This is a genomic window from Paraburkholderia fungorum (assembly GCF_003610895.1).
Classification (GTDB): Bacteria; Pseudomonadota; Gammaproteobacteria; order Burkholderiales; family Burkholderiaceae; genus Paraburkholderia; species Paraburkholderia fungorum_B.
Map to the genome: position 1 here is coordinate 40982 of NZ_MCAS01000069.1, position 12539 is coordinate 53520.

Here is a 12539-nt window from a genome sequence, read left to right on the forward strand (position 1 = left end):
GGCCTTGAATACGAGGCAAGGCATCCACGTTTAGCGCCACGCATCGTGCCCGCGTCCACGGTTGCAAGCAGACCCGGTTCACCCGCCGCGCTGTTCCGAAAACACGGACAAGCGGCGGTTTAGTGTCAAAATAGTGGTTTTCCGCGCTCCGGAACCGCCGGCGCGCCTTGTTTTCCAGCTTTCTCCAGCTACGAGTTCACCATGAGCGATATCAACAAAGTCGTGCTCGCCTATTCGGGCGGCCTCGACACCTCCGTCATCCTGAAGTGGTTGCAGGACAACTACGACGCCGAAGTCGTCACGTTTACGGCCGACATCGGCCAGGGCGAAGAGCTGGAACCGGCGCGCAAAAAAGCCCTGCAACTCGGCATCAAGCAGGACAACATCTTCATTGAAGACCTGCGTGAAGAATTCGTGCGCGACTACGTGTTCCCGATGTTCCGCGCCAACACGATCTATGAAGGCGAGTACCTGCTGGGCACGTCGATCGCGCGTCCGCTGATCGCCAAGCGTCAGATCGAAATCGCCCGCGCCACCGGCGCACAAGCGGTCTCGCACGGCGCAACCGGCAAGGGCAACGACCAGGTTCGCTTCGAACTCGGTTACTACGCGCTGGAACCGGGCATCAAGGTGATCGCACCGTGGCGCGAATGGGATCTGCTGTCGCGCGAAAAACTGCTCGCATACGCCGAAAAGGCCGGTATTCCGATCGAAATGAAGCATAAGCAAGGCGGCGCGCCGTATTCGATGGACGCGAACCTGCTGCACATTTCGTTCGAAGGCCGTCACCTGGAAGACCCGAAGGCCGAGGCCGAAGCCGAAATGTGGCGTTGGACGGTGTCGCCGGAACAGGCGCCCGACCAGGCTGAGTACCTCGACATCGAATACGAACACGGCGATCCGGTTGCAATCAACGGCAAGCGCCTGTCGCCGGCTGAAATGCTGACCGAGTTGAACCGTTTGGGCGGCAAGCATGGCATCGGCCGTCTGGATCTGGTCGAAAACCGCTACGTCGGCATGAAGTCGCGCGGCTGCTATGAAACGCCGGGCGGCACGATCATGCTGAAGGCGCACCGCGGCATCGAGTCGATTACGCTCGATCGCGAAGTGGCTCACCTGAAAGACGATCTGATGGCCCGTTACGCTTCGCTGATTTACAACGGCTACTGGTGGAGCCCGGAGCGCCGCGCCATCCAGGTGCTGATCGACCACACGCAGGAAAAGGTCAACGGCTGGGTACGTGTGAAGCTGTACAAGGGCAGCGTGTCGGTTGTCGCGCGCGATTCGAAGGAAACGCTGTTCGACAAGACCATCGCCACGTTCGACGACGACGGCGGTGCGTACAATCAGGCTGACGCTGGCGGGTTCATCAAGCTGAACGCGCTGCGTATGCGGATTGCTGAGAACGCGCGCCGTCAGCGCGGTTAAGCGCATGCGTTTCGGCGCAGGCTAAGCTTGCGTAAGCGAAGTTAAACGCCGCGAAACGCAGCTGACACCAAAGCGCAGATGCAAAAAAGGCGCCGGGAGTTTTCTCCCGGCGCCTTTTTCTTTGGGGTAAATCTCTTTGCGGTGAATCCCTTTGCAGCAGGTTCTTTACGCGATCACAAACAAACCGGCTCCGCTTCCAGCTCCACTCCAAACCGTGCCAGCACATCCCGCTGCACCGCCCGTGCGAGCGCCAATACCTCCGCTCCGCTCGCTCCGCCGAGATTCACGAGTACCAGCGCCTGCCGCTGATGCACGGCCGCGGCGCCCATCGCGCGGCCCTTCCAGCCGCACTGATCGATCAACCAGCCCGCCGCGAGCTTCACGCGGCCGTCTGATTGCAGATAAGACACGACATCGGGCTCCTTAAGCTTCAGCGCCTCGAACTGCGCCGCCTCCACGACCGGATTCTTGAAGAAGCTCCCGGCGTTACCAAGCTGAAGCGGATCAGGCAGCTTGGCGCGCCGCACCGCGACTACGGCGTCGAAAATCGCCTGTGCGCTGGGCGCGGCATCGGCATGGCCGCCCGCCGCCAGTTCACGCGCGATATCCGCGTAGCCGGCGCGCGGCTGCCAAACCTTCGGCAAACGGAAAGTGACCGAGGTAATCACGAAACGGTCGCGCCCTTCCCGCTTGAAAAAACTGTCGCGGTAGCCGAATCGGCATGCATCGGCCTCGAGCTCGACCACGGCGCCCGTTTCGAGCTCGACTGCCCGCAGCGACGCAAATCGCTCGCACATCTCCAGCCCATACGCGCCAATGTTCTGAATCGGCGCCGCGCCCACGGTGCCCGGAATCAGCGCGAGGTTCTCGAGCCCTGGCAGCCCTTGCGACAACGTCCATCCGACAAACTCATGCCACGGTTCGCCGGCAGCTGCTTCGACGTACCATGCATCGCTATCCTCGCGCACCACGCGGCGACCTTGCAGTGCGACCAGCAGCACCAATCCGGCGAAGTTGTCGGTCAAGACGACATTGCTGCCGCCGCCCAGCACCAGCCGCGGCAAACCGGCGACGCGCGGATCGCGCACGGCAGCCATCAGTTGCGCTTCGTGCTCGATCCGGCACGCGAACTGCGCGCGAACATCGAAACCGAAGGTGTTGTGCGCCTTCAGCGGGTAGCCGGCAATGAGCGCGGCGGAGTCGGATAGGGACATCGGAATGAGAAGAATCGAACAACGGCCGAAAGGGCATCTGGCCCCCGGCCGCGCGACAATGCGCGGTGGCCTTAGGCAAAAGGGAGTGGCATCGGTAAAATGACGCCAGCTTCGTGATTATAGCGAGTGCCCCGTGAGCAGCCGACCGGCCGCGCCACGCACCGCAGCACTATTGGGAGAACACAATGCCATCGTTTGACGTCGTCTGCGAAGCGGACATGGTCGAAGTCAAGAACGCGATCGAACAGTCCAACAAGGAAATTTCAACCCGCTTCGACTTCAAAGGGTCGGACGCGCGGGTCGAGCACAAGGAAAGTGAAATCACGGCCTACGCCGACGACGATTTCAAGCTCGGCCAGGTAACAGACGTCCTGCTGTCGAAAATGGCCAAGCGCAATGTGGACGCGCGCTTTCTCGACTACGGCAAGATCGAGAAGATCGGCGGCGACAAGGTCAAGCAGGTCATCAAGATCAAGAAGGGCGTGTCCGGCGATCTGTCGAAGAAAATCGTGCGTCTCGTGAAGGACAGCAAGATCAAGGTCCAGGCGAGCATTCAGGGCGACGCGGTGCGTATCACCGGTGGCAAGCGCGACGACCTGCAAAGTGTCATCGCGATGCTGCGCAAGGACGTGACCGATACGCCGCTAGACTTCAACAACTTCCGCGACTGACCACGCCTCACGCCCGGTAGCGGACGCGCTTTGTGTCTCGGCGCTGGGCGCAGGTTGAACGCCCGGCAACGCGCTGCGTTAGGGCTCACCGCGGAGCACCTGGCTGCATTGAGACTCAGCACCCGGCGCGTATCGATCGACCGGCGCACAGGAAGTGCCCCGACCCGCTCCAGTGCACACGCCGTGAGCGAACCAGCACGCGCCGCCGGCTAACGCCCTGCCGGACGGGCCCCGCTCACGCCCACGCTCAAGATTCGTTACCGCCCGCCGCACTACCCGCCGCGTCAGTTTTCTTCTTGTCGCCGATGCGGCTTTCCTGCCCGCGCATCAGCTTGGCGATGTTGCCGCGGTGACGCCATACCAGCAGCGAACTCATCACCACAATCGCCAGCGCGATGACATGCGGCCCGAACAGAAAGCCGTCGAAGAGCGGCGCGAACACCGCCGCGGCCAAGGCCGCCAGCGAAGAGTAGCGCGTAAAGAACGCCACGATCAGCCATGTCAGCAAGGTGGCGATGCCGAGGATCGGGTTGATCGCGAGCAGCACGCCCGCTGCGGTCGCCACACCCTTGCCGCCTTTGAAGCGGAAGAAGACCGGATACAGGTGACCGAGAAACACCGCGACGGACGCAATCGCAACCGACGTATCGTCGAGGCCGTAACGCGCACCGAAATGCACCACGAACCACACCGGCAGCCAGCCTTTGAAGGCGTCGCCGATCAGGGTGAGAATCGCCGCTTTCTTGCTGCCGCTGCGCAGCACATTGGTGGCGCCCGGGTTGCCCGAGCCGTACGAGCGCGGGTCGTCCAGCCCCATCGCGGCGCTCACGATCACGGCAAACGACACCGAGCCGATCAGGTAGGCAACGACAGCAACGATCAGGTTTTGCATCTGGGGACTCTTATAAGGATCGGCGGTCTGAAACTCGATGCTCCAACCGCAACAGGGAACAAGGCGGCGCACATTCTACAGAACCCACCTGCCCGGGAAACATTCAGGCAAACGTCAATCGACGCTCGCGCACTGAACCGGCTTCGCCGCCACCAGGTCGGTCAGAATCCTGGGCTCGATGCTGACCAGAAAACCGCGCCGGCCACCGTTCAGCCAGATCGTGTCCATCTCGAGAATGCTCGACTCGACGTACACCGGCATCTGCTTGCGCGTCCCGAACGGCGACGTGCCGCCGATCAGATAGCCCGAATGCCGGTTCGCCACCTCGGGCTTGCACGGCTCGACGCGCTTCGCGCCGATCTGCCGCGCCAGATTTTTGGTGCTGACCGTGCGGTCGCCGTGCATCAGTACGATCAGCGGCTTGGCGTGCTCGTCTTCCATCACCAGCGTCTTGACGACATGATGTTCGTCCACGCCGAGCTGGCGCGCCGATTCCTCAGTGCCGCCGTGCTCTACGTAATCGTAAGGGTGTTCGCCGAAAGTGACGCCATGGCGGCGCAGAAACTGCGTCGCGGGCGTTTCGGAAACGTGTCTGGATTTGCTCATCGGCGCATTGTAATAGCGAGTTTGCACAACGGCTATTTGCCGAACGGCCAATTGTGCGGGCCCCGCGATTGTGGCACGATCGTTCGCAAATATTCCGGCGCACGGCACGCCGGGTACCGAATTGCTTCTGGAGACAACGTTGAGCCTCGATTCATCCACCCGTTCCACGATTGACATTCCCGCGCTGCTGGCCGGCCTGCCCGCGCGTATCGCTGAAATTCCGGTGCTCGCCGCCGCGCGCGATCCGCAGCACCTCGCCCTGATCGAAGACGCGCGCCGCCTCACCAATGCGCAACTTCTGGCAGCCGTCGATGCTGCCGCCGCGCTGCTGCACCAATGGGGCGTGCGTGGCGGCGATCGCGTGATGATCGTGGCCGAAAACAGCATCGTGCAGATCGTGCTGCTGTTCGCGACCGCAAAGCTCGACGCGTGGGCGCTGGTGTCGAACGCACGCCTGTCGGCGGCCGAACTCGACGCGATCCGTGCTCACGCGCAGCCTCGCGTGGTCGCGTATGCGGTCGAAAGCTCCGTGGATGCCCAACGGCATGCAGAGCGGCATCAAGCCGTCACCGCGCCTGCCGTCACGCCGGATATCGGCGTCTGGTCGTACACGATCGACGCCAACGCAAAGGCCGAACCGGTCGAAGCCCCCAATCACCGTCAATGCGCCGCGCTGATCTACACCACCGGGACCACCGGCACACCGAAAGGCGTGATGCTGTCGCATCGCAACCTGCTCTTCATCGCGGCCGTGTCGAGCCGCTTGCGTAAAGTCGGTCCGGACGACGTGGTGTACGCCGTTCTGCCCATCTCACACGTGTATGGCTTTGCCTCGGTTTGTCTCGGCAGCCTGCACGCCGGCGCGACCTTGCGCCTCGCGCCGCGTTTTGCGCCGGAAGCTGTGCGGCGCGCGCTCGCCGAAGAACGCGTGTCGATCTTCCAGGGTGTGCCGGCCATGCACGCCAAACTGCTCGAACATTTGCAAACGCACGGCCATACGTGGTCCGCGCCGCACCTGCGCTTCGCCTATTCGGGCGGCTCGCCGCTGGACGCCGCGCTCAAGGCGCGCGTCGAAAACGTCTACGGTCTCCCGCTGCACAACGGTTACGGCATGACCGAGAGCAGCCCGACCGTCTCTCACACCATGCTCGATGCGCCGCGCAGCGATTGCTCGGTTGGCGAGGTCATTCCTGGCGTCGATGTGCGGTTCGTCGGACCCGACGGCGTGGATGCCGCACCGGGTGAAATCGGCGAACTGTGGGTGCGCGGCCCGAACGTGATGCTCGGCTACTACCGCAGCCCGGAGCAGACCCGCACCGCCGTGACCGAAGACGGTTGGCTCAAGACCGGCGATCTCGCGCGGCAAGACCCGGACGGTGCGCTGCATATCGTCGGGCGCAGCAAGGAACTGATCATCCGCTCGGGCTTCAACGTGTATCCGTCGGAAGTCGAGCACGTGTTGAACGCGCATCCGCAGGTGGTGCAGTCAGCGGTGATCGGGCGCGCGGTGGAGGGTAACGAGGAGGTGGTCGCGTTCGTCGAATTGATCGCGGGGGCGCAGGTGTCGCCGGCCGAGCTGATCGCGTGGTGCGGCGAGCGTCTCGCACCCTACAAGCGCCCTGCCGAAGTAAAAGTGCTCGCCGCGCTGCCGGCCGCGTCGACCGGCAAGATTCTCAAACACCGCTTGCGCGAGTTCATGTAACGCAGCGCCCGCAACGGCTTCGCCTTGGCCTTGTGGGATAACCAATTATGACGGCGGCAATTTCAATCACGCGCATGAGGACACCGGCAAATGCGAATGTCCGTGCAAGCGCGCGTCACCCGCGCGGATGATGCTGCGCATGCAACGACTTCAGCCGTTCACGGGCCACGTGCGTGTAGATTTGCGTGGTCGAGATATCCGTATGACCGAGCAGCAGTTGCACGACGCGCAGATCGGCGCCATGGTTCAGCAGGTGCGTCGCGAATGCGTGCCGCAACGTGTGCGGCGAGAGCGGCGCGTGCACATCGGCCGCCGCCGCGTGGCGCTTGATGATGTTCCAGAACTGCTGGCGGGTCATGCCCTCCGCGCGGCTGGTGACGAACAGCGCATCCGTCGCGCGCGCGCCCAGCAGTGCAGGACGCGCCTCGCGCAGATAGCGCTCGATCCAGCCGTGCGCCTCTTCGCCGAACGGAATCAGGCGCTCTTTCGAGCCCTTGCCCATCACACGCACCACGCCTTCGTTCAGGCCCACTTCCACCGTCTTCAGCGTGACGAGTTCAGTGACACGCAAACCGCTCGCGTACATCAACTCCAGCATGGTGCGGTCGCGCAGGCCGAGAGGCGTGTCGATGTCCGGCGCACCTAGCAGCGCTTCGACCTGCGCTTCGGTAAGCGTCGACGGGAAACGCGGCGCCTGCTTGGCCGAACGGATGCGTACCGTCGGATCGGCCGTTGCGCGATGCTCGCGCACCGCCCAGCCGTAGTAGCGGCGAAACACTGAAAGCCGACGGTTCGCCGAGGTGGATTTGTCCTTCTGGCGCGCCGCGCTATAGGCGTTGAGATCGGCTTCGCTGGCGGTGTCGAGCGAGGTGTTGCGGGTCTGCGCGAGCCATTCGCAGAAGAGCCGCAGATCGCGCCGGTACGCGTCCAGCGTGTTGCGCGACAAGCCGTGCTCGAGCCACAGCGCGTCGCAGAACGCATCGATCGAGGCCGAGCTCGCCACAAACAAAGGGGACGCGACGAGCGCATCTTCAGTCACGGTGTCGCTCATGCGTAGGGAATGCCTTCATGCGCGAGAAGCCAGCGCTTGACGTTGCGAAAGAAGCCATCGCCGGCATGATGCGCGAATCCGCCGATGCCGCTCGAACTGACCACCCGGTGACACGGGATCACAATCGGAAAGTAATTCGACCCGCACGCCTGACCGACTGCGCGCGGCACGCTGCCGACCTGTTTTGCCAGTTGCCCATAGGTCAATACGACACCTGGCGGGATATCGCAGATCGCTTGCCACACGCGCTGCTGGAACGCGGTGCCAACCTTTGCCAGCGGCAATTCGAACTTCGTGGATGCACGTTCGAAATAAGCCTCGATCTGTCCGGCAGCCCGCCTTGCCAGTGGCGTGTCCGGTGCGACGCTGCGCGTCGACTCCGGCAGGTAGACGATTTCGCGCACAGCCTCACCCTCGATGCGGATGCCGACTTTACCGAAGGGTGCGTCGATTACTGCGTTGAACATGATTGCTTGCCTCATGACTGGACCGATGCTTTTTACTCGTCACGCTAGCGTACCTGCATGGGGTGCAGGCGCCTCGCCCAGGAAAACCGTCCCACCGGATTGCCGCTACTTTACGCCGCTTCCAACGCCCATTCCACATGCTCGCGCACCACGGCCGAGGGATCTTCGGCGCGCAATCTCAGCGCGCCGACAATCGCCTCGCGCGCTTCCGCATTCAGATTTTCCGCAGGGACCCGCAGCGCATTACCCATGCCCACGGCCAGATTGCGCAGCCAGCTTTCATAGCCGATGCGGCGAATCGCACTGCCCTGCATGCGTGTATCGAACTCTTTCGCGCTCCAGGCAAACAACTCGACCAGGGTTGCGCGATCGAGCCCATGGCGCACATCGAAGTCGGCGACCGGCGCGGCCTGCGCGAACTTGTTCCACGGACAGACGAGCTGACAATCGTCGCAGCCATACACACGATTACCGATCAGCGGCCGCATTTCCAGGGGAATCCTGCCCTTCAGTTCGATCGTCAGATACGAAATACAGAGGCGCGCATCGACCTTGTAAGGCGCCACGATCGCCCCCGTCGGGCATGCGCCGATGCAGCGCGTGCAACTGCCGCAATGCGCGCCCGGCGTTTCGGGCGCATTGTCGGGCAATGTCTCGGCATCGGTGGGCAAGGGCACGTCGACGTAAATCTCGCCGAGAAAAAACAGCGAACCCGCATCACGCTGCAGCAGCAATGTGTGCTTGCCGCGCCAGCCGATCCCGGCCTTCTGGGCAAGCTCCACTTCGAGCACCGGCGCCGAATCGGTAAATACGCGGTAGCCGAACGCGCCGATCTCCGCCTCGATTTTCTCGGCCAGATGTTGCAGACGGTTACGCATCACCTTGTGATAATCGCGGCCCCGCGCGTAGATCGAGACCACTGCCGCCGACGGGTCCGCGAGCCGCGCATGCTCTGCCGCGCGCCAGTCTTGCGGTGCCTGCGGCGAGTCCTGCAAAGCGCTTTCGTGCGCCTTTCCACTTAGTGTCTGAGCGGGCAAATAGGCGATGCGCGCGGTAATCACACGTCGCGTGCCGGCCACAAGCTCGGCGGGACGCGCGCGTTTCATGCCGTGTTTCGCCATATAATCCATCTCGCCGTGGCAACCCGCGTCCAGCCATGCAGCAAGCGGCGCTTCGGCAGCGGAGAGATCGGTGTCGCTGATACCGATTGCCCCGAAACCCAGTTCACGGCCCCACGTTTTGATGTTGAGCGCGAGCGCCTTCAGCGCCGCTTCATCGAAATGACGCTCGGCACGCGCATCGTCGTTAGACGCAGGCGTACTGGAAACAGGGGACTCCGGACTTCGGTTCATCACGCCATTTTACGAGAATGCCCGTCAATCCCGATCTCGCGATCCAACCGCTCGCCAATGTCCTGCTCGAACGCTCCTTCGCGCTCGCGGATGAGGCCGCCAGCAACGCATTCGGTGAGCGCTTTGCACGGGCAATCGAAAGCACGCGCGAGTTGCTGCAAGACCCGCAACCGAAAACGCCGCAAGCCACGCCAGGCACCGAAGCTCGTCAGGCATTCCAGGGCCTGCAAGTGCAGCTCGTCGGCGACCTCGGCGCCGGCAAAACCACCCTCGTGCGCGCGACCTTGCGCGGCCTCGGCCACACCGGCCGCGTGCGCAGTCCCACTTACACACTTGTCGAACCCTACGTGCTCGAGCGGCCCGCTGGGGAACTCGCGCTCTATCACTTCGATCTGTATAGATTCACCGACCCGGCCGAATGGGCCGACGCCGGCTTTCGCGAGTACTTCGACAGCGGCGCAATCTGCCTCGTCGAATGGCCACAGCGCGCCGGGCGTCTGCTTGGCGTACCGGATCTCGTCTTCGCGCTCGACCTGGATCACGCGGGCGAAGGCCGGGTACTCGTTGCACGGGCATACAGCGAATCAGGAAAGGCATGTCTCGAAAGATGTTAATCAAACCGTTCCGTTCGATCGAATCGGCGGCCACCGCAACGCATAACTGGCGGCGCCGGCAGATTCTGCGCGCAGGCGCCTCCACGCTGGTGCTCGGGCTGGTCGCTCCGCGTCTCGCATGGGCAAGTTCGGTGTTGGGCGTGCGGGTCTGGCCGGCGCGCGATTACACGCGCGTGACGATCGAGTCGGATCAGCCGCTGCAGAACGCACAGCAGTTGCTGCAGGGTCCGGACCGGCTGGTGGTCGATCTGAGCGGTCTCGATCTGGACCAGGCGCTGAAGGATCTGGTATCGAAGATCACGCCGAACGATCCGCAGATTCAGTCGGTACGCGTCGGCCAATATCAGCCGCACGTCGTGCGCATGGTGTTCGATCTGAAGGGTTCGGTGAAGCCGCAGGTGTTCACGCTGCCGCCGGTCGGCGCGTACAAATACCGGCTGGTGTTCGACCTGTACCCCGCGGTCGCACCCGATCCGCTGATGGATCTGCTCGCGCAAACCGAACGCAAGCAGCAAACGCTGGAGGAAAACAACGCGCCGCCCGCCACGCTCAGCGGACCGGGCACCACGCCGCCCACCGCCGACAACAGCGAAGCCTTCTTCGAGCGTTATGCACAGAACGGCAGCGGCGGGACGGCGTCGGGCGTGCCGCGTCCGCCGGCGCATCTCGCGCCGACGCCCGTTCCGCCCATCCTCGGCAAGCCCGCTGCGCCGACGGCGCCGCTCGCGCCGCCCACTGCCATCGCCCGCAACAAGGGCGGCAATACGGCGGGCAACCTCGGTGCCAATGACAGCGACAGCGACGATAGCTACGCCTTCACCAACCCGAAAACCGGCAAGAGCAACACGGTGCGCCTGCTCACCGTTGCGATCGATCCGGGTCACGGCGGCGAAGATCCGGGCGCGATCGGCGGCTCAGGCACCTACGAGAAGCACGTCGCACTCGACATCGCAAAGAAGCTGCGCGCGAAGATCGACGCACAGCCGAACATGCGCTCCATGATGACGCGCGACGCCGACTTCTTCGTGCCGCTGAACGTGCGTGTGCAGAAGGCGCGCCGCGTCGGCGCGGACCTGTTCGTGTCGATCCATGCGGATGCGTTCACCACGCCCGAGGCGAAAGGCTCGTCGGTGTTCGCCTTGTCGGAGCATGGCGCCTCGAGCGCCGCGGCGCGCTGGATGGCGAACAAGGAGAACTCGTCGGATCAGATCGGCGGGATCAACATCAAGTCAGCCGACGCCACGGTCAATCGCGCGCTGTTCGACATGTCGACCACCGCGCAGATCCGCGATTCGATGCGCTACGGCAACTTCGTGCTGAACGAGATCGGCGGCATCAACAAGCTGCATAAGGGTTCGGTTGAACAAGCCGGGTTTGCCGTGCTCAAGGCGCCGGACATTCCGTCGATTCTTGTGGAAACGGCCTTCATCAGCAATCCGGACGAGGAGCGCCGCCTGAACGACGACGCGTATCGCGACAAGATGGCCGATGCGATCATGACCGGCATCAAGCGCTATTTCGCGGCGAATCCGCCGTTGGCGAAAAACCGCATGACCTGATGAGTTCGTGGCATCACGCGGTTTCATGCAGAAGCGAAAAAAGGGTCCGCATGGACCCTTTTTTCTGCGCCGCGCTTAAGCGGCAATCAACGCGCGGGTGAAAACCGCTGCACGACCCACCCGCCGAACACATTCACCGCCAACCCCGCCATCACCAACAAGGCGCCCAGGATCTGCGCGGTAGACAAGCGCTCGTCGAGAAACAGGGACGCCGACGCCAGCCCGACAATCGGCACCAGCAGCGAGAACGGCGCCACCTGGCTGGCCGGATAGCGCGACAGCAGCCGGCTCCACAGCCCGTAGCCGACCAGGGTTGCGATAAAAGCCAGGTACACGACGGCGAAAATCGACATCGCGCTGATCCCGGACAGCGCCGCGACGATCTTCTGCGGCCCCTCGAATGCGTACGACAGCGCGAAAAACGGCAACGGTGGAATCAGACTGCCCCACACCACCAGCCCGACCAGATCGACCTTGCCGACCTTCTTCGTGACGATGTTGCCGAACGCCCACGAACACGCGGCGCACAGCGTGAGGACGAACCCGGCCAGCGTCATCGCATGACCGCCTTGCATGCCGATAACCGCGAGACCAGCCGCCGCGATCAACAAACCGACGACGTTCGGCACGCGAAAGCGCTCATGCAGGAACAGGGCCGCGAAAATCAGCGTGAAGAACGCCTGTGCCTGCAAAACGAGCGAAGCGAGCCCCGCCGGCATGCCGACATACATCGCCGAGAACAGAAACGCGAATTGCCCGAACGAAATCGTCGCGCCATAAGCGAACAGCCAGCGCCACGGCATCTGCGGCCGTTTGACGAAGAACACCGCCGGCACCGCGGCGAGCGTGAACCGCAGCGCGCCGAGCAGCATCGGCGGCACGCCGTGCAGGCCCACCTTGATCACGACGAAATTGACGCCCCACGCCACCACGACCACCAGCGCGAGCAGTAAGTCCCTGGGCGACATCCCAGTCTCCATGTC

At 63.4% G+C, this 12539-nt stretch carries 12 protein-coding genes; 5 read left to right on the forward strand and 7 right to left on the reverse strand.

Annotated features, from left to right (window positions below; all coding sequences use genetic code 11):
- Positions 1-201: 201 nt before the first annotated feature.
- A complete protein-coding gene (locus BCY88_RS38440; RefSeq protein WP_120349304.1) occupies positions 202-1428 on the forward strand; it encodes an argininosuccinate synthase in 1227 nt (408 codons plus the stop codon).
- Between the two features lie 173 nt (positions 1429-1601).
- Here the strand turns inward: BCY88_RS38440 and murB are convergent, their stop codons facing one another.
- A complete protein-coding gene (murB, locus tag BCY88_RS38445) occupies positions 1602-2642 on the reverse strand; it encodes a UDP-N-acetylmuramate dehydrogenase (RefSeq protein WP_120349305.1) in 1041 nt (346 codons plus the stop codon).
- A gap of 185 nt (positions 2643-2827) precedes the next feature.
- On the opposite strand from murB, the gene BCY88_RS38450 reads away from it, so the two are divergent.
- Positions 2828-3313 (forward strand): YajQ family cyclic di-GMP-binding protein, encoded by a 486-nt coding sequence (locus BCY88_RS38450; RefSeq protein ID WP_120349306.1) that lies wholly within the window; start codon positions 2828-2830, stop codon positions 3311-3313.
- Between the two features lie 247 nt (positions 3314-3560).
- On the opposite strand, the gene plsY is transcribed toward BCY88_RS38450, so the two are convergent.
- Together plsY and ybaK are read right to left on the reverse strand one after the other, a co-directional pair.
- Entirely contained in the window at positions 3561-4205 is a 645-nt protein-coding gene (gene plsY, locus BCY88_RS38455) for a glycerol-3-phosphate 1-O-acyltransferase PlsY (protein ID WP_120349307.1), read from the reverse strand.
- A gap of 114 nt (positions 4206-4319) precedes the next feature.
- Entirely contained in the window at positions 4320-4811 is a 492-nt protein-coding gene (gene ybaK, locus BCY88_RS38460; protein WP_120349482.1) for a Cys-tRNA(Pro) deacylase, read from the reverse strand.
- A 139-nt stretch (positions 4812-4950) separates the two neighbouring features.
- On the opposite strand from ybaK, the gene BCY88_RS38465 reads away from it, so the two are divergent.
- Positions 4951-6513, forward strand: a complete 1563-nt coding sequence (locus BCY88_RS38465; RefSeq protein WP_120349483.1) for a class I adenylate-forming enzyme family protein — start codon at positions 4951-4953, stop codon at positions 6511-6513.
- Between the two features lie 115 nt (positions 6514-6628).
- Here BCY88_RS38465 and xerD read toward each other — a convergent pair whose 3' ends face one another.
- The 3 genes from xerD to queG form a co-directional block, all read right to left on the reverse strand.
- A complete protein-coding gene (gene xerD, locus BCY88_RS38470; protein ID WP_120349308.1) occupies positions 6629-7564 on the reverse strand; it encodes a site-specific tyrosine recombinase XerD in 936 nt (311 codons plus the stop codon).
- Positions 7561-8031: a methylated-DNA--[protein]-cysteine S-methyltransferase gene (locus BCY88_RS38475; RefSeq protein WP_120349309.1), complete on the reverse strand. Its 471-nt coding sequence runs from the start codon at positions 8029-8031 to the stop codon at positions 7561-7563. Before BCY88_RS38475 ends, xerD begins: the two co-directional genes overlap by 4 nt.
- 110 nt (positions 8032-8141) lie before the next feature.
- Positions 8142-9383, reverse strand: a complete 1242-nt coding sequence (gene queG / locus BCY88_RS38480; protein WP_120349310.1) for a tRNA epoxyqueuosine(34) reductase QueG — start codon at positions 9381-9383, stop codon at positions 8142-8144.
- A gap of 17 nt (positions 9384-9400) precedes the next feature.
- Between queG and tsaE the strand changes: the two genes are divergently transcribed.
- Both tsaE and BCY88_RS38490 read left to right on the forward strand, forming a co-directional pair.
- On the forward strand, positions 9401-9997 hold the full coding sequence (tsaE, locus tag BCY88_RS38485; protein WP_120349311.1) for a tRNA (adenosine(37)-N6)-threonylcarbamoyltransferase complex ATPase subunit type 1 TsaE: 597 nt from the start codon (positions 9401-9403) through the stop codon (positions 9995-9997).
- Positions 9979-11556, forward strand: coding sequence for an N-acetylmuramoyl-L-alanine amidase (locus BCY88_RS38490; protein WP_120349312.1), 1578 nt, complete (start codon positions 9979-9981; stop codon positions 11554-11556). Before tsaE ends, BCY88_RS38490 begins: the two co-directional genes overlap by 19 nt.
- 86 nt (positions 11557-11642) lie before the next feature.
- On the opposite strand, the gene BCY88_RS38495 is transcribed toward BCY88_RS38490, so the two are convergent.
- A complete protein-coding gene (locus BCY88_RS38495) occupies positions 11643-12524 on the reverse strand; it encodes an EamA family transporter (RefSeq protein ID WP_120349313.1) in 882 nt (293 codons plus the stop codon).
- Positions 12525-12539: the final 15 nt, after the last annotated feature.

Excerpts from the sequence above, each read along its gene's own strand:
- BCY88_RS38440 (WP_120349304.1), top strand. The coding sequence starts at position 202 with ATGAGCGATATCAACAAAGTCGTGCTCGCCTATTCGGGCGGCCTCGAC.
- murB (WP_120349305.1), bottom strand. The coding sequence starts at position 2,642 with ATGTCCCTATCCGACTCCGCCGCGCTCATTGCCGGCTACCCGCTGAAG.
- BCY88_RS38450 (WP_120349306.1), top strand. The coding sequence starts at position 2,828 with ATGCCATCGTTTGACGTCGTCTGCGAAGCGGACATGGTCGAAGTCAAG.
- plsY (WP_120349307.1), bottom strand. The coding sequence starts at position 4,205 with ATGCAAAACCTGATCGTTGCTGTCGTTGCCTACCTGATCGGCTCGGTG.
- ybaK (WP_120349482.1), bottom strand. The coding sequence starts at position 4,811 with ATGAGCAAATCCAGACACGTTTCCGAAACGCCCGCGACGCAGTTTCTG.
- xerD (WP_120349308.1), bottom strand. The coding sequence starts at position 7,564 with ATGAGCGACACCGTGACTGAAGATGCGCTCGTCGCGTCCCCTTTGTTT.
- BCY88_RS38475 (WP_120349309.1), bottom strand. The coding sequence starts at position 8,031 with ATGTTCAACGCAGTAATCGACGCACCCTTCGGTAAAGTCGGCATCCGC.
- queG (WP_120349310.1), bottom strand. The coding sequence starts at position 9,383 with ATGAACCGAAGTCCGGAGTCCCCTGTTTCCAGTACGCCTGCGTCTAAC.
- tsaE (WP_120349311.1), top strand. The coding sequence starts at position 9,401 with ATGCCCGTCAATCCCGATCTCGCGATCCAACCGCTCGCCAATGTCCTG.
- BCY88_RS38490 (WP_120349312.1), top strand. The coding sequence starts at position 9,979 with ATGTCTCGAAAGATGTTAATCAAACCGTTCCGTTCGATCGAATCGGCG.
- BCY88_RS38495 (WP_120349313.1), bottom strand. The coding sequence starts at position 12,524 with ATGTCGCCCAGGGACTTACTGCTCGCGCTGGTGGTCGTGGTGGCGTGG.